At 34.7% G+C, this 20,960-nt stretch carries 18 protein-coding genes; 17 read left to right on the forward strand and 1 reads right to left on the reverse strand.

Annotated elements, in window-relative coordinates:
• Nucleotides 1-20: 20 nt before the first annotated feature.
• Nucleotides 21-785, forward strand: coding sequence for an enoyl-CoA hydratase/isomerase family protein (locus tag AB1K81_RS03935; protein ID WP_412975344.1), 765 nt, complete (start codon nt 21-23; stop codon nt 783-785).
• A 94-nt stretch (nt 786-879) separates the two neighbouring features.
• On the forward strand, nt 880-1,359 hold the full coding sequence (locus tag AB1K81_RS03940; protein WP_412975345.1) for an RsfA family transcriptional regulator: 480 nt from the start codon (nt 880-882) through the stop codon (nt 1,357-1,359).
• An 84-nt stretch (nt 1,360-1,443) separates the two neighbouring features.
• Here the strand turns inward: AB1K81_RS03940 and AB1K81_RS03945 are convergent, their stop codons facing one another.
• Complete coding sequence (locus tag AB1K81_RS03945) at nt 1,444-1,923, reverse strand: N-acetyltransferase (RefSeq protein WP_412975346.1); 480 nt, start codon at nt 1,921-1,923, stop codon at nt 1,444-1,446.
• A gap of 194 nt (nt 1,924-2,117) precedes the next feature.
• On the opposite strand from AB1K81_RS03945, the gene AB1K81_RS03950 reads away from it, so the two are divergent.
• The 15 genes from AB1K81_RS03950 to ftsZ all read left to right on the forward strand — a co-directional run bounded on the left by AB1K81_RS03950 (nt 2,118) and on the right by ftsZ (nt 20,742).
• A complete protein-coding gene (locus AB1K81_RS03950) occupies nt 2,118-2,498 on the forward strand; it encodes a DUF3397 domain-containing protein (RefSeq protein WP_412975347.1) in 381 nt (126 codons plus the stop codon).
• A 104-nt stretch (nt 2,499-2,602) separates the two neighbouring features.
• Nucleotides 2,603-4,216 carry a bacillithiol biosynthesis cysteine-adding enzyme BshC gene (bshC, locus tag AB1K81_RS03955; RefSeq protein ID WP_412975348.1) on the forward strand — a complete coding sequence of 538 codons (1,614 nt, stop codon included), beginning with the start codon at nt 2,603-2,605 and terminating at the stop codon, nt 4,214-4,216.
• A gap of 227 nt (nt 4,217-4,443) precedes the next feature.
• Nucleotides 4,444-4,875, forward strand: coding sequence for a division/cell wall cluster transcriptional repressor MraZ (gene mraZ / locus AB1K81_RS03960; protein WP_412975349.1), 432 nt, complete (start codon nt 4,444-4,446; stop codon nt 4,873-4,875).
• Between the two features lie 27 nt (nt 4,876-4,902).
• Nucleotides 4,903-5,880, forward strand: coding sequence for a 16S rRNA (cytosine(1402)-N(4))-methyltransferase RsmH (gene rsmH, locus AB1K81_RS03965; RefSeq protein WP_412975350.1), 978 nt, complete (start codon nt 4,903-4,905; stop codon nt 5,878-5,880).
• A complete protein-coding gene (gene ftsL / locus AB1K81_RS03970) occupies nt 5,880-6,248 on the forward strand; it encodes a cell division protein FtsL (RefSeq protein WP_412975351.1) in 369 nt (122 codons plus the stop codon). Before rsmH ends, ftsL begins: the two co-directional genes overlap by 1 nt.
• A 15-nt stretch (nt 6,249-6,263) precedes the next feature.
• Nucleotides 6,264-8,516 carry a penicillin-binding protein gene (locus tag AB1K81_RS03975; protein WP_412975352.1) on the forward strand — a complete coding sequence of 751 codons (2,253 nt, stop codon included), beginning with the start codon at nt 6,264-6,266 and terminating at the stop codon, nt 8,514-8,516.
• A 104-nt stretch (nt 8,517-8,620) separates the two neighbouring features.
• Nucleotides 8,621-10,573, forward strand: a complete 1,953-nt coding sequence (locus AB1K81_RS03980; protein WP_412975353.1) for a stage V sporulation protein D — start codon at nt 8,621-8,623, stop codon at nt 10,571-10,573.
• Between the two features lie 162 nt (nt 10,574-10,735).
• Nucleotides 10,736-12,211 carry a UDP-N-acetylmuramoyl-L-alanyl-D-glutamate--2,6-diaminopimelate ligase gene (locus tag AB1K81_RS03985; protein ID WP_412975354.1) on the forward strand — a complete coding sequence of 492 codons (1,476 nt, stop codon included), beginning with the start codon at nt 10,736-10,738 and terminating at the stop codon, nt 12,209-12,211.
• 2 nt (nt 12,212-12,213) lie between these two features.
• Entirely contained in the window at nt 12,214-13,572 is a 1,359-nt protein-coding gene (locus AB1K81_RS03990) for a UDP-N-acetylmuramoyl-tripeptide--D-alanyl-D-alanine ligase (protein ID WP_412975355.1), read from the forward strand.
• 44 nt (nt 13,573-13,616) lie between these two features.
• A complete protein-coding gene (gene mraY / locus AB1K81_RS03995) occupies nt 13,617-14,597 on the forward strand; it encodes a phospho-N-acetylmuramoyl-pentapeptide-transferase (protein WP_412975356.1) in 981 nt (326 codons plus the stop codon).
• Entirely contained in the window at nt 14,594-15,943 is a 1,350-nt protein-coding gene (gene murD, locus AB1K81_RS04000; protein WP_412975357.1) for a UDP-N-acetylmuramoyl-L-alanine--D-glutamate ligase, read from the forward strand. Before mraY ends, murD begins: the two co-directional genes overlap by 4 nt.
• 62 nt (nt 15,944-16,005) lie before the next feature.
• Nucleotides 16,006-17,118 (forward strand): stage V sporulation protein E, encoded by a 1,113-nt coding sequence (gene spoVE / locus AB1K81_RS04005; RefSeq protein ID WP_412975358.1) that lies wholly within the window; start codon nt 16,006-16,008, stop codon nt 17,116-17,118.
• Nucleotides 17,119-17,268: 150 nt separating this feature from the next.
• A complete protein-coding gene (locus tag AB1K81_RS04010) occupies nt 17,269-18,060 on the forward strand; it encodes a cell division protein FtsQ/DivIB (RefSeq protein ID WP_412975359.1) in 792 nt (263 codons plus the stop codon).
• Nucleotides 18,061-18,271: 211 nt separating this feature from the next.
• On the forward strand, nt 18,272-19,555 hold the full coding sequence (gene ftsA, locus AB1K81_RS04015; RefSeq protein WP_412975360.1) for a cell division protein FtsA: 1,284 nt from the start codon (nt 18,272-18,274) through the stop codon (nt 19,553-19,555).
• Nucleotides 19,556-19,620: 65 nt separating this feature from the next.
• Nucleotides 19,621-20,742 (forward strand): cell division protein FtsZ, encoded by a 1,122-nt coding sequence (ftsZ, locus tag AB1K81_RS04020; RefSeq protein WP_412975361.1) that lies wholly within the window; start codon nt 19,621-19,623, stop codon nt 20,740-20,742.
• Nucleotides 20,743-20,960 lie beyond the last annotated feature (218 nt).

The following is a 20,960-nucleotide window of genomic DNA, read 5'->3' on the forward strand; positions in this document are numbered from 1 at the left end:
AATGACAGGGGATGATTGTAATGACAGAATTTATTCAGTATTCTTATATTCAAGATAAGGCATATGGAATAATTACTATAAATAGACCAAATAAAAGGAATGCAATATCACTTGAAATGGCAACTAGTTTAATGGAATGTATCGAAAGGGCAAAGAATGATAGTTTAAAGTTATTAATTATTACAGGTTCTGGTGAAACTATGTTTTGTGCAGGTGGTGATTTAAAAGACTTACACGGAGAACTAACGAATGAAGAAGCAGAGCAAGTTCTATTAAAAATGATGGATGTATTATATCAATTAACGATTTTTAATGTCCCTACTATTGCTCTTTTAAATGGTGGTGCGCTTGGAGGAGGATGTGAGTTAGCCTCTGCCTGTGATATTCGTATTGCTAAAACTAATAGTACATTTGGCTTTGTCCAAACGAATTTGGGGATTATACCAGGTTGGGGTGGGGGAGTCCTATTAGCTAAAAGAGTTCATCCAAGTTTTAGCTACCAATGGATTATGGAAGGTTCTATTTATAGTGCTCAAGATTTAGTGTTAAAAGGGTGGATTCACAAATTGGTAACTAATGATGATTGGAAAGATATGGACAAACTATTAGAACCTTATTTAACCAAATCTTTTAAGCAAATGAGGATTTTAAAAGAACAATTTCTCGACGAGATAGGTGTACTAGGATTGCGGGAGAAGATGGAAAAAGAAGTACATCAATGTGCGTCCTTATGGCAATCTGAAGAACATAAAAATGCTGTCTTAGCATTTCTAAATCGAAGCTAGTTTTTGGGAATAAAATTCGAAATTTATGGTAAAGAGTATTCTATCACTCCTATATCTTGCATACATTGATAGCAAAGAGATAAGGAGTGATGTTATGAATGCTACAAGGCAAGATGCCTGGACTGAAGATGAAGATGTTATATTAGCTGATACAGTGCTTCGCTATATCCGAGAAGGAAAGACGCAGCTTGAAGCATTTAAAGAAGTAGCGAAGCAGTTGTCTAGAACGTCTGCTGCGTGCGGGTTCAGGTGGAATGCAACAATTCGTAAGCAATATCAAGAAGAAATACAACGAGCAAAAGAAGAAAGAAAGCTCGGCGGAAGAAAAACAATATGGTCAGATGATGGATTAAAATTAGACCAAGAAAAAGATACAATAGAGTCAGCGATTATGCTACTTGAAAAGATGAAATCCAATTTTGCTGAACATCAAGATTTGGCTAAAAAAGAGCAAGAAAAGCTACTAAAAAAACTAGAAGAAGAAAATAAAAAGCTTAAAAATCAATTACAGCGTTATGAAAATGCCTGGGAGGAAATGGGCAACCTTTGGAAATGGATAAAAGATAAAAATTAATTTTCTCTTAAGCTCTTATAATATAAAACTAGACACAAAAGAGGCTTATCCATATGGATAAGCCTCTTTTCTATAGGAGGTATTTTAGGAATTGGTACGTTCTAGTACCCCATTTGGTAGCCAAAGCAGTGGATTTTGTCCGAAATCTCTTTCCATTTCATACTTTGCTTTTTGAAAGCCTAGTTTCTCCCAAAAACCATGTGAATTTACCCTTGGGTTTGTTTTAATTGGTAATGCATATGTTTTAGCAAAGTCTACTAGTTTTCTTCCATAGCCTTTTCCTCGATAATGAGGTAAAACTTCTAATTTCCATAATTCTAAATAATCATGTGGAGGGTCAAAAAACTTGTCATATTTTTTATCCACTTTATATAAGCTCATTCTTGCAATTAACGTATCTCCATAATATATACCGTAAAATGGTGAATCGCTATTGTTTTCCACTATGTTAGATTGTAAATCTTCTAGCATAGAAAGCTCTTGATTCCCATATTCTTTAAAGCGTTTGAATTCTTCTAGTGTTTTATAGTTAATTAATAGTCTCTCTACTTTTAATTCACCCATAGCATTTTTCATCCCCTCTGTTGTCAGAAAAATATTTAGTTTTTGTATATTATTTATTATAATACAATTTCCGATATATTTAAAATGCATAGTAACTTGAAAATATTTCCCATTTGCTTGTCACAAAATATTATTATTTTGATACAATTGAGAAATGAATCAACAGACAGTAATAAAAGGGGAACAATTACTTCATGTTAAATATTGTATTATTTGTAATAGCATTTGTTATAACGTTACCAATCCTTGCAACCATTGTTATGTATTATATCTTAAAATATCTTTATCGTAATCCAATTAAAGCATTTCATAAAGCTATAAATTGGTCTACTTTTTTATATATCTTAGCTGTCCATACTTTGCTTTCTTATTTATTTTCTGTAAATTATCTTGGTTATATTTTTGTATTGTTGTTATCGATTCTTACGGTACTAATTATTTTACAGTGGAAAAAATATTCGGAGATAAATTATTATAAAGCTTTTAAGTTATTATGGAGATTATCTTTCTTACTATTTTTTACGCTGTATATTGGACTAGTCCTATTTGGAATTGTAAAAAGTATTCTAGTATGACTTCAGTTTAATAGCTAGAAATTTATAATCAGCAAACATGAAATAATACTAGCTTTCTTGTACAATACGTTATAGACAAAAAACTCTAAAGGAGTACGTAATGAATGCGAATAGAACCAATACTTATTCAGAATCAAAATAAATTAATGCAAGATTATCGCAAACAAAATGAATCCATTATGGAATTTTTTGATTATGGAATTTTTGATTTTGAACATAGACTTAATGAGATAAAGGAACGCAATTATAAGCGAGATGAATTGGTGCAAGTTTTAATGGAACTAAATGAAGAATGGGATGCACCGAAATCAACGATAAAAAACATCGAGCGTTTAAAGGATGAGAAAAGTGTTGTTGTTATTGGCGGTCAACAGGCTGGAGTGTTGACGGGACCTTTATATTCGGTTAACAAGGTAATATCTATTATTCAGTTAGCTAGACAACAGGAGCGAAATCTAGGAATACCGGTTATACCAGTTTTTTGGATAGCTGGTGAAGATCATGACTTTGAAGAAATTAATCATATATATTTAAAGCAAAAAGACAAAATGAAAAAGTATAAAGTAAACCAGAGAATACTAGAGAAACGTCCTGTAACTGATATTGAAGTAGATAAATCAATTGTATCCGAATGGCTAGGGACAGTTTTAGAAGAACTATCTGAAACAGAACATACGAAGGAAATTCACTTACTTATAGAAGATTGTCTTAAGAAGTCAACTACCTATGTTGATTTTTTTGCACGTTTACTATTTAGGTTATTTGAAGAAGATGGATTAGTGCTTATTGATTCGGGAAATAAACAAGTGAGACGTCTTGAGACTCCTTATTTTGAAGAAATGATTCATAAACAACAAGATATTAGTAATGGTGTTGTTTTAGCATATGAGAAGTTAGCTGCTAATGATTATTCGGTAGCACTAGATGTAGCAATTGAAAACGGTAATCTTTTTTATCACAAAGATCAAGAACGAATACTATTAACTCGAAATACGGAAGGAAATTGGGTTGGAAAACAATTAGAAGTAAGTTTTAAGACAGATGAACTTCTTGAAGTAGCTAAAACAACCCCAGAAAAATTAAGTAATAACGTTGTCACGCGTCCTTTAATGCAGGATTTAATATTCCCAACCTTAGCTTTTATTGGAGGGCCAGGTGAGATTAGTTATTGGGCAGTTTTAAAACAAGCATTCCATGTACTTGAAATGAAAATGCCTCCTGTTGTCCCGAGATTATCTTTCACTTATATTGATCGTAAAATAGAGAAAACGATGAAGAAATACAATATATCTGCTTCGGCAGCATTAAATGGAAAAGTTAGTGCTATAAAAAAAGATTGGTTTAAAGAAAAAATAAATCCGCCATTAGATGAAACTGTAGATGAAATTAAACAAACTATTACGAAAGCCCATGAACCATTGCGTGAGATAGCAAAACAGGTACGATCTGATATACGAGACCTTGCCGATAAAAATTTAGCATATTTAATTCGTGATGTGGAATTTATGAGAAAACGAATAACGCATGCATTAGAAGAACAATACGAAAAAGAATTATATGAATTCATGTTGCTTGAGAATACCTTATATCCTGAGGGATTGCAAGAAAGGGTTTGGAATCCATTACCATTTTTAAATGAATTCGGAATAACGTTCTTTAGGGAGTTAACAGATAAAGATTGTTCGTTCAATGTGGAACACTTTGTCGTCTATATCTAATATCTACCACTTCTCCCCACTTTTTAAAACACTGCCTATCCTAAATAGCCAAAACGGCTCAAACGGTTATTATTCAATCGTTTGAGCAAAGGCTCTTTTAGGATAGGCAGTTATTTTTTTAGTTAATTTTAACTAATTTATCCTTATTCTATACTTTTTTTAAAAAATAAGTGGTGGAAAGTGGGGGGATGTGGTAATATGAGAATATGAAAGTGGGGGCGGACTACATGTTCATGGGTGAATTCCAACATAACTTTGATACAAAGGGCAGAATTATTGTCCCTTCTAAGTTCCGTGAAGAACTCGGTGAACGTTTTGTTGTCACTCGTGGATTAGATAAATGTCTATTCGCCTATCCCATGTCAGAATGGACAATCCTAGAAGATAAACTCAAAAAACTCCCACTCACTAAAAAAGATGCTAGAGCCTTTACGCGATTTTTCTTCTCGGGAGCAGTCGAATGTGAAGTAGATAAGCAGGGAAGAATAAATATTCCACAACCTCTTCGGAATTATGCGGGTTTAGATAAAGAGTGTGTGGTTATTGGTGTATCAAATCGAATAGAATTTTGGGCTAGCGAAAATTGGGAAGACTACTTTAATGAGTCTGAAGAATCTTTTGCAGAGATTGCTGAAAATCTAATGGATTTTGATATCTAACCGTAAAATCGCTAAAGAGGTGTCAACATGTTTGAACATTATACAGTATTAAAAGATGAATCAATTAAAGGATTAAATATTAAACCAGATGGAACCTATATAGACTGCACATTAGGTGGTGGGGGGCACTCAGAACGTATTGCCTCACAGCTTAATGAGAATGGATTGCTAATCGCCTTTGATCAAGATATAGACGCGCTTCAAGCGGCGAAAGAGCGACTTAGTACATATGAGGATCGAATTTTATTTATACACAATAATTTTCGAAATCTGGAAGATGAATTAAAGAATCATCACATTGACAGTGTAGACGGCATTTTGTTTGATCTCGGTGTGTCATCTCCTCAGTTAGATCGAGGGGAAAGAGGGTTTAGTTACCAGCACGACGCGAAGCTTGATATGAGAATGAATCAAGAACAAGAATTATCTGCCTTTGAAATTGTTAATGAATGGCCGTTTAATGATTTGGTATCGATTTTTTTTAAATATGGTGAAGAGAAGTTTTCCAAACAAATCGCCAGAAAAATTGAGGAATACCGAAAGTCGAAACCAATTGAAACTACATTTGAATTAGTAGATATAATAAAAGATGCAATCCCTGCACCTGCAAGGAGAAAGGGTGGACATCCTGCAAAACGTATCTTTCAAGCTATCAGAATTGCTGTTAACGATGAACTACAAGCTTTCCATGATGCATTACATCAAGCAGCGCGTATAGTAAACATAAAAGGGAGAATTGCGGTAATTACTTTTCATTCCTTAGAAGATCGTATTTGTAAACAAGCTTTTAAAAAATGGAGTACAAATAAGGAAACACCAAGAAATTTACCAGTAGTACCAAAAGAATACGAAGCTCCGTTTAAACTATTAAATCGTAAACCAATTGTAGCAAATGATAACGAATTAGAAGAAAATCGCAGATCAAGATCAGCAAAACTACGAATTGTAGAAAAAATCAATACGTGGACACCTGATTTTGAATATGGGGAAGGATGGAATAAATAATGGCAGCAAATCATGCGAGAAGTTGGGAACAATCATACTCTTCCTATCAACCTCAAGTTGAGAAAAGAGTAGTTGTTCGTAAAAAAGGTTGGATAACGAAAGGCGAAAAAATGTTATATTCATTCGTCGCAGCATGTCTTTTAATTGCTGGAGGGTTTGTCGTTTCTTATTCGTCTTCTATGGATACCTTAAACCGTAATATTCAAAATCTAGAACAATCCATAACCAGTCAACAAGTAGTGAATGAAAATTTAGTTTTTGAAATAAAAGATTTAAGTAGACCAGAGAGAATTACACAATATGCTAAAGAGCATGGACTAATGATTCAAGCAGCAGAAATAAAACAAGCTAATGCTTTCAATCAATAGTGAAGGTGATTACTCATGAACAAAAATAGAACAACCCATGCCATGGCTGGAGTATTAATGGTAATCTTCATCATGGCGTTTTTAATTGTTGCAGGTCGTTTTTTATATATACAAGCCTCTGGAGAAGTAGAGGGAGTATCTCTTGGAGCATGGGCGGAAACTGTTCGAACAACTTCTTATACATTAGACTCAGAACGAGGTAAAATATACGACAAAAACGGAATGACGTTAGCATATGATATGCCTACATACCGTATGTATGCAGTAGTAAGTGATAAATACACAAATGATCCAGATGAGCCACAGCATGTTGTTGATCCGAATGGAACAGCAGAAAAGTTGGCTCATTTATTAAATACGGACAAAGAATATATTTTAAGTCGGCTAAATGATGGTTTCGATAATGACCGTACACAGGTAGAATTTGGTACAGTAGGTAAAGGGATATCGCTTCAGACGAAAGAAGAGATTGAAGCATTAAAATTACCAGGAATAAAATTTATTCGAGAAAATATTAGATATTACCCAAATGGTCTGTTTGCTTCCCATATAATTGGATTTGCTCAGGAGACGGAATCTGAAGTAGAAGGGGAAACGAAAAAGGAGATTACGGGTATAGCTGGTATCGAACGTGAAATGAATGATTTATTAAAAGGGAAGAATGGATATATATCTTATCAACGAGATATATATAATAAAAAGTTACTTAACCCAAATGAAATTGTTCAATTACCTGATAATGGTGATGATGTATATTTAACCATTGATCAAAAGATACAAACAATACTAGAGGATGTTATGTCTCAAGTTGATGAGAAATATAAGCCTGAACGGATGACTGCTATTGTTATGAATCCGAAAACAGGTGAGATTGTGGCAATGAGTAATCGACCAAGCTATAATCCGAACAATCCCGCAAATGTTGAAAACTGGTTTAATGATGCTATTTCAACACCATTTGAACCTGGATCTACTATTAAAATGTTCACATGGGCCGCAGCGATTGAGTCAGGAGTATATAAAGGTGATGAAGGATATAAATCAGGTAGTTATCAAATTAGTGACAATATTAGACCTGTAAATGACTTTAATAATGGTGAAGGCTGGGGAGTAATATCCTATGATGAAGGATTTGCTAGATCGTCAAATGTAGCTGCAAGTAAATTAGTTTGGGAAAAAATGGGGCCAGATACCTTTCTAGAATATTTACATGCTTTTGATTTTGATAAGCCATCTGGCATTGATTTGCCAGGTGAAGTGAAGGGTGAAATTCTATATAACTGGCCAGCAGAGAAAATAACAACATCTTTTGGTCAAGGTAGTACTGCAACGCCAATTCAAATTATGAAGGCAGCAACAGCGATTGCTAATAATGGTAAAATGTTGAAGCCTTATATTATTGATAAAATAGTAGATTCTGATACTGGCAAAGTAATAGAAAGTCACAAGCCAGAAACTGTAGGTGAGCCTATATCGGCAGAAACAGCAGAACAGGTTAGAAATTTGCTGATTTCTGCAGTTCAATCTGAACATGCAACTGGTAGTCGGTTTAATATAGATGACTATTCAGTTGGCGGTAAAACGGGTACTGCGCAAATACCCAATCCAGAAGCCCCAGGTTATTTGACTGGAAATGAAAACTATGTATTTTCATTTCTTGGTATGGCACCCGCTGACAATCCTGAATTAATGATGTACGTATCAGTTAAGCAACCAACACTAGAGTTTGAAACAGGTATTGAACCTGGTTCTGCACCAGTATCCTTCATCTTTAACAATGTCATGCAAAATGCTTTACACTATTTAAATATTGAACCGGATAAAGGGGATAAAAGTAGTAATGTATCAGTATCAGAGATTCCTAATGTAGTAGGGAAGACAGTCACTTCCGTTAAGGAAACATTAAATTCCATGGGAGTAAATTACTCAGTCATTGGAACAGGAGATAAAGTAACTGATATTAGTGTTGAAGTTGGTACGAAGGTTTTACCTAACGAAAGGATATTAATCTTAACGAATAATCCTTCGATGCCTAATATCATTGGTTGGTCACTACGAGATGTTCTCAAACTAGGGGATATGCTAGAATTACAGATAGAAACATTAGGTAATGGATTTGTTATAACTCAGAGTATTGAAGAAGGTAAAGAATTATCAAAAGGCTCATATCTTGGAATAGAATTAAAAACACCAAGCGAAATTCATGAAATGAAAAAATCGGAAGAAAATACAGAAACCGAAGATGAAGCTGTCGATAATTTTGAATGATTATTTTCGACATTTTATGCAATAAATTGATAAAAAACAGTGTTCTAATCAATTTTTAACAACATATAGTTGATACAAGCCTATCTATGTGAAGGGGATGTATGATGAAACGTGTATCAACTGTAACAGTTAGAAAACGATTAGTCGCTGTTTTTCTTATTGGATTAATTGTCTTTGGGATAATTGATTTTCGTTTAGGTTATGTTCAGTTTGTGCTTGGTGATCAGCTAATGGATAAGGCAGATGAGTCCTGGAGTAGGAATATCGAATTTAAGCCGGAGCGAGGTAAAATTTTAGATGTAAATGGAGAAATATTAGCAGAAAATGTAACGGCACCTTCTGTAGTGGTTGTTCCTAGACAAATTAGTAATCCTGAGGACACAGCCAAAAAGCTAGCACAAATATTGGACATGTCTGAGGAGAAGGCTTTTGAATATGTAACTAGAAATGCAAGTTCGGTTAATCTTCATCCGGAGGGTCGAAAAATTACAGAGGAACAGGAAAGGGCAATTCGCACCTTAAATATGGAAGGTGTATACTTAGCAAAGGATTCAAGTAGACATTATCCTTTTGGCGATGATTTGTCACATGTTCTAGGATTTGCAGGGATAGATAATCAAGGTCTTATGGGATTAGAGCTATACTATGATGAAATGTTAAAAGGTAAAAAAGGGAGTTTATCATTTTACTCCGATGCGAAAGGTCGAAGACTAGAACAATTAGCAGATGTTTATAAAGCACCACAGGACGGATATGATTTAGTGACAACAATTGATTCTAAAATTCAAACAATAGTTGAACGTGAATTAGATTTGGCAGTGGCAACATACAATCCAGATGGAGCACTGGCGATTGCTGTTGATCCAGATACAGGTGGCGTATTAGCTATGACAGCAAGGCCAAATTTTAACCCAGAGAATTATCAGGAGGTGGACCCTTCTATTTACAGCCGTAATTTACCTATTTGGAGTACGTATGAACCTGGTTCAACCTTTAAAATCATTACATTAGCAGCTGCATTAGAAGAAGACATAGTGGATCTTCATGAGGACCATTTTCATGATCCAGGATTTATCGAAGTTGGAGGTGCTAAGCTTCGTTGCTGGAAAGCTGGAGGACATGGTGATCAAACTTTCCTGGAGGTAGTTCAAAATTCTTGTAACCCTGGTTTTGTACATTTAGGTCAAGAATTAGGCGAAGAGAAGTTGTTTTCTTATATCAAGGAATTTGGCTTCGGTACGGAAACTGGGATTGATTTACAAGGAGAAGGGTCGGGAATTTTATTTAAACCGGAAAATGTAGGTCCCGTTGAACTTGCAACAACAGCTTTTGGTCAGGGGGTATCGGTTACACCGATACAACAAGTAATGGCAGTTTCGGCAGCTATTAATGGTGGTTACTTATATGAACCATTTATTGCCAAAGAATGGATAGATTCTAGATCTAATGAAATAGTTTCGGAAACCAAACCTAAAATGAAAAACCACGTAATATCCGAAGAGACCTCTGAACAAATCCGATTGGCGTTAGAAAGTGTAGTAGCGAAAGGGACTGGGAGGTCAGCATACGTAGATGGATATCGCGTAGGAGGTAAGACTGGTACAGCACAAAAAGTTGGCCCAAATGGTGGATATTTAGAGAATAATCACATCGTTTCATTCATAGGTTTTGCACCAGCAGATGATCCAGAAATTGTTGTGTATGTTGCTGTTGATAATCCTAAAGGGGTTCGTCAATTTGGTGGTACGGTTGCGGCTCCTATTGTAGGTAATATTATTGGTGATAGTCTTCGTGTTATGGGGGTAGAACGAAGAACAGACGGCCTAGATAAAGAATATTTATATCCTGAACAACCAGATGTTGAGGTTCCAGACTTAATAGGGCTTGGTAAAAATGATTTATTACAAATTATGGCAAACTTATCAATTGAGTCCAGTGGAACTGGAGATTACATTATTGATCAAGAGCCTCAAGCTGGTACAAAAGTGGAACCGGGATCTACTATTCGGATCTATTTATCCGATAAGAAAGTAACCCGAGAGGATGAAGAAGAATAGTGGTGAAACGTTAAAATTTATCATATATTGTTAGAAAAAGATTCAGCATATCTTATACTTTTGTTATAATAAATTGGATGTGAGTGTATTTAAGAGGGGCATCTACCCTCTTAAATTACCCTCTTTTAGAGAATATTATGTTGGAGAAAGGAAGATGTCTTTATGCAATTAAAGCAAATTCTTTCTTTTCATCCATTCGCTAATCAATTCTCTGCACTTTACGACTTAGAAATTAACGCAATAAAAATGGATTCAAGAGAGATTACAAATGGAGATATGTTTGTTTGCATTAATGGATTTACAGTTGATGGACATGATTATGTAGAGGAAGCTATTGAAAAGGGTGCAAGTGTTATCGTTGCCGAAAGGGATATCAACGCATCTGTACCAGTTATCATAGTGGAAGATACGGTCCGCTTTCTAGCAATGGCTTCGGCACAGTTTTTCAATTTCCCCTCAAATGAAATTCCATTAATTGGCGTGACAGGTACAAATGGAAAAACTACTGTTACATACCTATTAGAGATGATATTTAATCAGTTTAGTAAGAAGACAGGTGTAATAGGAACCATTCAGATGAAAATTGGGGAAGATGTTTATCCAGTGGACAATACAACACCTGATGCATTATTTTTACAAAGTACGATACGAAAAATGATCGATTATGGAGTAGAACAAGTAATAATGGAGGTCTCATCACATGCTTTAGATCAAGGCAGAGTTTATGGATGCGACTTTGATACAGCTATATTTACTAATTTATCGCAAGATCATTTAGATTATCATGATTCTATGGATGATTATTTACGTGCTAAAAGTCTTTTATTTGCACAATTAGGCAACAGCTATCATCCGAATAAACGGAAATTTGCTATTATCAACCTAGACGATCCTGCATGTAAGAAGCTTATCCGATCTACTGCTCAGTCGGTTATGACGTATGGTATTGATCATGATGCAATGATTATGGCTAAATCAATCCAATTGACTCCAATGGGGACAACGTTTTTATTATGTACACCAAATGGAAATACTGAAGTAAGAAGCAAATTAATTGGAAAGTTTAATGTATCCAATATGTTAGCAGCAAGTGCGGCTGCACTGTCATACGGAATTCCTTTACGTGTAATTAAAGGTGCCTTAGAAACTATTCCTGGTGTGAATGGCCGTTTTGAGTTAGTGACACACAAACAATCGTTTTCTGTCATAGTCGATTATGCACATACGCCCGATTCCCTGGAAAATGTTTTAACTACAATTCGTGAATTTTCTAGGAAGAAGGTTTATGTAGTGATTGGATGTGGTGGTGACCGTGATAGAACGAAAAGACCATTAATGGCAAAAATTGCGTTAAAATATGCCGACGAAGCGATTTTTACTTCAGATAATCCTCGTACAGAAGATCCTCAGATTATTATTGATGATATGATAAGTGGATTGACGTGTGAAGAAAATAATTATCAAATTATAATTGATCGTAGGAAAGCTATTCATCATGCTATTGATAAAGCGGTAGAAGATGATATTATTTTAATTGCTGGAAAAGGACATGAAACATATCAACAAATTGGCCATACTAAGTATCATTTTGATGATCGTGAAGTGGCAAAAGAAGCACTATTACTTAAGGAGAATTAAATATGTTATTTACAGTAAATTGGCTAATCAATATTTTTCCTAATGTGAAAGGGAACGTTGAAGGAAATAAAGAAATAAAAAGCTATTTTACAGATAGCCGGTTGAAATCAGAAGACGCGTTATTTATTCCGTTGATTGGAGAAAGGCTGGATGGTCACGAATTCATAGAGCAAGCAGTTGAAAATGGTGCAATAGCATCCTTCTGGGACAAAAGTAAAGAGGTCCCAGTAGGATTACCAGATGAATTTTTGCTAATCTTTGTTGAAGATACGACCAAAGCATTACAACATTTAGCTAGCTGTTATCGTGATGATGTTAACCCAATTGTTGTCGGCGTAACTGGCTCTAACGGAAAAACTACTACAAAGGATATCATTGCTTCAATTGGTAAAGAAAAATTTAGAACTCACTACACAGATGGTAATTTCAATAACGAATTTGGTTTACCGTTTACAATTTTATCAATGAAACGAGATACGGAACTACTTGTATTGGAAATGGGGATGAGTAGTTTTGGTGAAATTGAGCTACTATCCCGTATTGCTAAGCCTGATTATGCAATTATTACAAATATCGGTGAATCACATATAGAATATTTAGGTTCAAGAGAAGGAATTGCTAAGGCGAAGTTAGAAATAATGAGTGGACTTCAAAAACATGGTAAATTAATTATAGATGGGGATGAACCATTGTTATCCCATGTACATGATTATCATAATGTTGTAAAAGTTGGATTTCATGAACATAATGATTTTATTATATCTGATATTGAATTAAAGAAAACAAAGACCTCTTTTACAGGTTCCGATGGGGTTCAGTACACGGTATCATTACTAGGAGCTCACAATGCTAAAAACGCAAGCTTTGGTATTGTATTAGGTGAACTAGTAGGAATCAAAAAAGAGGAAATTCAGCATGCTTTAAAATCTCTTAAACTAACTGGGATGCGTTTTGAAATGTTAACGGGTATTAACGGTGTTTCCATCATTAATGATGCTTATAACGCCTCACCTACTTCTATGATGGCAGCAATTGAAGTAGTTAAACAACTGGAAGGCATTCCTACGAAAATATTAGTTCTCGGGGATATATATGAATTAGGTGAACAATCAAAGAGTATGCATAAGGCAGTAGCAGAAGTCATAGATGATACCATTGCTCATTTGTATACAGTTGGAGAAGACTCAAAAGTAATAAGTGATATTGTTCGAAATGAATATCCACAATTAGTTGTAAAACATTTTGAGCAAAAAGAAGAAGTACTTGATGAGCTTAAGAAGCATTTAAATAATGAAACATTAATTTTATTTAAAGCCTCAAGAGGTATGAAGCTAGAATCTATTATAGATAAATTGAAATAATTAGGAAAAATGGTTGGACGGTTGGTAATAAAGGAGGAAATATCGTGAATATTCTTGGACTAGTAATAACAATAGCTATAGCATTTCTTATTACCGTCCTGTTGTCTCCAATTTTAATCCCTTTTTTAAGACGTTTAAAGTTTGGACAAAGCATACGGGAAGAGGGACCTAAGTCTCATATGAAAAAAACTGGTACCCCAACAATGGGGGGGCTAATGATTGTACTAAGTATTGTTATAACTTCTATAATAATGGCAAGTAAATATGGTGGGATTGGCTACGAATTAGGATTATTATTATTTGTTATTTTAGGTTATGGTTTCCTAGGCTTTTTAGATGATTTTATAAAAGTTGCTTTGAAGAGAAATTTAGGTTTAACCTCTAAACAAAAAATGTTAGGCCAAGTCATTATTGCTATAATTTTTTATATTATATTAAAGAACCAAGGATTCCCAACATATATTCAAATACCAGGAACAGATATTCAGTGGGATCTTGGAATCGGTTATGCAATATTAATTGTATTTATGCTAGTAGGAGCTTCGAATGGGGTTAATTTAACAGATGGTCTTGACGGATTATTATCAGGAACAGCAGCAATTGCCTTTGGTGCCTTTGGAATTCTAGCATGGTATGGTAATCCACAAGTTGAAGTTGCAATCTTTTCATTAGCAGTAGTCGGTGCATTATTAGGATTCTTAGTATTTAATGCACATCCGGCTAAAGTCTTCATGGGAGATACTGGCTCACTTGCACTTGGTGGTGCGATTGCAGCAGTTGCAATTTTAACAAAATTAGAGATTTTATTAGTAATTATCGGTGGAGTTTTTGTAATGGAAACTTTGTCCGTTATTATTCAAGTTATATCATTTAAAACTACCGGCAAAAGGGTATTTAAAATGAGTCCATTACACCACCACTATGAATTAGTAGGTTGGTCTGAATGGAGAGTTGTAACTACTTTCTGGTCTATGGGTCTTGTTTTTGCTGCTCTTGGTATATACATCGAGGTGTGGTTAGGTTGAATAAATTAGTTGATTTTCCGTATTCCCGTGTGCTTGTGTTAGGACTAGCCAAAAGTGGCACTGCTGCAGGCAAGGTTCTTCTTGAGAATGGTATTAGTGTTCGAGTTAATGATTTAAAAGCAAAGGAAGATGATGAGCCTGTACAGTATTTACAATCATTAGGTGCTGAGGTAATTGTTGGCTCACATCCGATTAATGTTTTAGATGATATTGACCTAATAGTAAAAAACCCAGGAATACCATATGAAAATATAATTTTACAAGCTGCACAAGAGCGAGAGATTCCAATAATTACAGAGATTGAGTTAGCTGGATTATTAGCTAAAGGAACAATAATTGGTATAACTGGATCCAATGGTAAAACGACAACAACGACGCTTATATATGAGATGCTGGAGAAAAGTAAACAGCGTGTAAAGCTCGCAGGAAATATTGGTATCGTTGCAACAGATATCGCTAGAAATTTGGAATCGGATGAAAAGATGGTTTTAGAACTTTCGTCATTCCAATTAATGGGTATTCAAAAATTCAAGCCCAAAATTGCTGTATTACTTAATATATTTGAAGCACACTTAGACTACCATAAAACATTGGAAAACTATAAAGAAGCAAAGGCAAATATCTTCCGGAATCAAGGAGAAGACGACTACCTTATTTATAATGCAGATGAACCAAATGTAGTAGATGTTAGTAGCAATGCTAAATCAAAAAAAGTACCATTTTCTGTTTCGATGAAATTAGAAACAGGAGCATGGGTTGATGGAGAATCTCTATATTTTAAAGAAGAAAAAGTCATGTCTTTAAATGATATTGTCCTAGTAGGTGAACACAATTTGTCTAATATTCTCGCAGCAGTTAGTGCAGCCAAATTAAGTGGTGCAAGTAATCAAGGTATTTATGATGTACTTTCAACATTTGCGGGAGTTAAACATCGCTTTCAATTCGTAGAAAAAATAAATGGACGTCTATTTTATAACGACTCTAAAGCAACTAATATTCTTGCAACACAGAAAGCATTAAAAGCTTTTAAACAGCCAATAATTTTACTAGCTGGTGGACTTGATCGTGGAAATGGATTTGATGATTTAATTCCTTATTTATCCCATGTAAAGGCCATGGTCTTGTTCGGTCAAACTGCGGATAAATTAAAGGATGTTGCAGAAAGAGCAGGAGTTCATATCATAAAAATTGCTCAAGATGTGCAAGATGCAGCACAAATGGCTTATGAAATTTCGGAATCTGGCGATGTTATATTATTATCACCTGCCTGTGCGAGTTGGGATCAATATAAGACCTTTGAAGAAAGAGGAGACATGTTTATACAAGCCGTGCATACAATAAAGTAGGGGCTTGTATAACAAATAAATGAACGCCCCTAATTCACTATAGAAGTAAGGGGTGTTTCTTTATGTTCAAGAAAGAGATGTCAATTAAGGACAGGCCAGACTATTTCTTGTTTAGTGTCATCATTTTATTATTAATAATTGGAATTGTAATGGTGTACAGTTCTTCTTATATATGGGCTGAGTATAAATATGCGGATTCTTTATATTTTGTAAAAAGACAATTACTATTTGCTGGTGTTGGAGTAGCGGGTATGTTCTTTTTTATGTACATTCCATATAGTAACTGGGCAAAATATTCAAAAATTATATTATTAGTTTGTTTCATCTTATTGTTACTCGTACTTATTCCAGGCGTTGGATTAGTTCGTGGTGGAGCTCAAAGCTGGATTGGAGTTGGTGCATTCAGTATACAACCTTCCGAATTTATGAAACTAGGACTTATAATCTTTTTATCAGTTTATCTCTCCGTAAATCAGAAATATATCACCTCTTTTAAAAAAGGATTTTTTCCAGCGTTGATTCTTGTTTTTACTTCATTTGGTTTAATCATGCTACAGCCTGATTTAGGTACAGGCATGGTACTTGTATTAACTTGTATGATTATGATATTTGTTGCTGGAGCTAGAATTTCACATTTTGTCGGACTGGCTATATTGGGTTTAGTCGGTTTTGCACTTCTTATCATTTCGGCACCCTATCGTATAAGTAGAATTACAGCTTTTTTAAACCCTTGGGAAGACCCTTTAGGCGATGGTTTTCAAATAATTCAATCATTATATGCGATTGGTCCAGGTGGTTTAATGGGTGTTGGTTTGGGGAATAGTTTACAGAAGTACTTCTACCTACCTGAACCACAGACGGATTTTATCTTTGCCATATTAGGTGAGGAACTTGGTTTTATTGGTGGTTCTATTCTACTTTTATTATTTGTTCTATTGTTTTGGCGTGGAATTAGAGTAGCAATTGAAGCACCTGATGCGTTTGGCAGATTTTTAGCTTTAGGAATCGTATCTATGTTAGTCGTTCAAGTAATGATTAATATTAGTGTTGTAATTGGTCTTATACCCGTTACTGGTATAACCTTACCATTTTTAAGTTATGGTGGTTCATCTTTAACGCTGACGCTATGCTCTGTTGGTATATTATTAAATATTAGCAAAAGCTCTAGAGTATAGATTAGTAATCGGGAATTTTTTAATGTCAATCTATTTGTTTGTGTACTATATGTTTTTGGACATGTTATGTTATAATCTATTTAACTCAGAATTAACGGCATCTAGTATGCCGTTTTCATGTGTTAATTTTATATAAAGGAAAGAATAGGGATGAAAAAAGAAAAGATTGTTTCAATAGAGGATAGAATACCAAAGTTGAAACAAGCCCGTAAAAAGAAGGCAAACAGACGCCTTGTATTTTACCTATCTATTTTTTTCTTCTTAATAGGTATCATTGTCTATCTTCAGTCACCATTAAGCCATGTTAAAACAATAGTTGTTACGGGTAATTCTTATTATCATGAAGATGAAGTTATTGATCTGAGTGGTATCACAAAAGATACTAATATATGGACAATAAAAAAAGAGGAAATTATTCAAACTCTTGAACTCAATCCATTAATAAACACTGTTACAGTAGAAACAAAGCTTCCGTGGACAGTTGAAATTCATTTAGTAGAGTATGAAAGAATTGGTTACATAAAGAAGCAAAATGAATACTATCCAATTTTAAGTAATGGTGCCGTACTCTCTGATAGTAAAAAAGAGCGCTTATCAGGAGATGCTCCTTTACTAGTGAACTTCACCCAAGATAATATTTTTGTTGACATGGCTAAAGAATTGAGTGAACTACCGAAAAATATTTTAAACATTATATCTGAGGTTCACTGGACACCTACTGATAAAAATAAAAATGTGATTACGCTTTATATGAGTGATGGTTTTATGGTTGAGTCTTCCATCCGAGATTTCTCTGAAAAGATGAAAGTATATCCATCCATCGCTTCCCAACTTGAACCGGAAAGTGAAGGTATTATCCACATAGGTGTTGGTGCCTATTTTGAACCATTCAATCAAGAAATAAAAGAAGAAGAAATTATTACAACTGATGGTGTCGAATAGGAGATAAGGTTTACTTTTTTTGTAGCTTGTTGGCGACTCTATTAAAATAGTAATAGTTTTTCGAGAGAAATATCTAATATATATTTCTTTTTTGAAGAAAATCCTTTAAAATAATAGATTATAGTATAGTTTAATAAATTTAATGAAATAATCTTCGCATTAAGAAAATATAGTTTGTTTTTTGATGCTTCTGAAATAGGAGGTGCCTTTGTTGAACAACAATGACATACTAGTCAGTCTTGATATAGGTACAACAAAAATTAAAGTAATTATTGGTGAAGTTTTAAATGATTCATTAAACATTATTGGCGTGGGTACAGCACAATCAAATGGTATGAAAAAAGGTGCTATAGTAGATATCGATCAAACCGTTCACTCTATTCGTAATGCTGTGGAACAAGCAGAACGAATGGTAGGAATGCAGGTAGATAGTGTGGTAGTTGGCATTAGTGGAAATCATATTCAATTACAACCATGCCACGGGGTAGTAGCTGTTCAGAGTGAAAATCGCGAAATTACAAATGAAGATGTAAAACGTGTAATTGATGGTGCTCAAGTAATCTCAATCCCACCAGAAAGAGAAATAATTGATGTTATTCCAAAACAATTTATAGTAGATGGACTTGATGAAATTACCGATCCAAGAGGTATGATAGGTGTTCGGTTAGAAATGGAAGGTACTATTATCACTTGTTCTAAAACAGTATTACATAACATCCTAAAATGTGTTGAACGTGCTAACTTAAAAGTGGCTGACATATGTTTACAACCACTTGCAGCAGGTACTGTGGCCTTATCTAAGGATGAGAAAAACTTAGGAGTAGCGTTAATTGATGTTGGTGGAGGTTGTACTACTGTAAGTGTTTTTGAAAATGACCATATAGTTTCAACTAGTGTAGTTCCTCTTGGTGGAGATAACATTACGAAAGATTTATCTATAGGACTTAGAACAACTACTGAGGAAGCTGAAGACATCAAGTTAAACCATGGTCATGCTTTTTATAATGATGCTCATGAAGATGAAGTGTTTGAAGCATCCATCATTGGAAGCAACGCAAAACAGAGTTTTAATCAACTTCAAATAGCCGATATGATTGAGGCGAGACTAGAAGAGATTTTTGCCTATGCTGAGCGAGAAATCCGCAGAATGGGCTTTCATGAATTGCCAGGGGGATATGTTTTAACTGGTGGTACAATGAAGATGCCAGGAGCTCTAGAGCTTGCGGGAGATGTATTCCAAGCAAATGTTCGAATTGCTATACCGGATTACATTGGAGTGAGAGAATCTCAATATACAGCAGGTGTTGGAACTTTACAATTTGCTTATCATAATGCAAAGATTCAAGGCAAGGATTTATTTCCTGCCATTACGGCATCAATGGAAGAACCAAAAGCAAAAAGAATGAAGAAACAACCTGCAAAAACAACTACAGTTAATGAAAACAATAAAAAAGAGTCTGGAATTGCTAATTTATTAAAGTATTTCTTCGATTAATCAGCGTTCCCACATTAAAATTAGCTTCTAGAAATCTTGTAATTAGCATATTAGGAGGAACGAAAATGTTAGAGTTTGATACAAGTATTGACCAATTAGCTACAATTAAAGTTATCGGTGTCGGTGGTGGCGGAAATAACGCTGTTAACCGCATGATTGACCACGGTGTTGAAGGTGTTGAATTTATAGCAGTTAATACGGATGCACAAGCATTGAATTTATCAAAAGCTGAAACGAAATTACAAATTGGTGGTAAGCTTACTAGAGGACTTGGTGCTGGTGCGAATCCTGAAGTTGGTAAAAAGGCTGCAGAAGAAAGTAAAGAACAGTTAGAAGAAGTACTTCAAGGTGCCGATATGATTTTTGTAACTGCTGGAATGGGTGGCGGAACGGGAACAGGTGCTGCACCTGTCATTGCACAGATTGCTAAAGACTTAGGTGCATTGACGGTTGGTGTTGTAACACGTCCTTTTTCATTTGAAGGAAAAAGAAGATCCAATCAAGCTGTTTCTGGAATCGATGCATTAAAAAATAATGTAGATACATTGATTGTAATCCCAAATGATCGCCTTCTTGAAATTGTAGATAAGAATACACCGATGCTTGAAGCTTTTAGAGAAGCAGATAATGTATTACGTCAAGGTGTTCAAGGTATTTCAGATTTAATCGCAAAGCCAGGTTTAATTAATGTTGACTTTGCTGATGTTAAAACAATTATGTTCAATAAAGGATCAGCTTTAATGGGTATTGGTGTTGCTACTGGTGAAAATCGTGCTACAGAAGCTGCTAAAAAGGCTATTTCATCTCCGTTATTAGAAACTTCTATTGATGGAGCGCATGGCATTCTTATGAATATAACTGGTGGTACTAACTTAAGTCTTTATGAAGTTCAAGAAGCAGCTGACCTTGTTACGAATGCTGCAGATGAAGAGGTTAATGTTATCTTTGGTTCTGTCATTAATGAAGACTTAAAAGATGAGATAATCGTGACTGTAATTGCTACTGGATTTGATGAAACGAAAAAGGTTGAGCAACCAACAAGACAACGTCCAGTTGTAAATCAAACACAACAAGCTGCAACTAGAATGCCAGAAGATGTAGCAAAAGATCAACAAGCTCGTCCTCGTCAAGAAGAAGAAGTACTCGACATTCCCACATTCCTACGAAACAGAAATCGAAACCGATAAAATAAATTAGATAGAACGTATAGTCATTTAATGGCTATACGTTTTTTGTTTTGTACATAAATTTAGAACCAGTATGGCCATTACAACTTAGAAAAATAATCTAGAAAAACTATTTTTCCCCTCTCGAAAGCCCTCGACATAACTAGTTGAAATAAGCTTATTTTTGCATACAAGAAGTGACAGACTTCGCTTTATGACTAGTTTATACTTCTTTTTAT

It is taken from the genome of Ornithinibacillus jepli (assembly GCF_047228935.1).
Taxonomy (GTDB): domain Bacteria; phylum Bacillota; class Bacilli; order Bacillales; family Amphibacillaceae; genus Ornithinibacillus.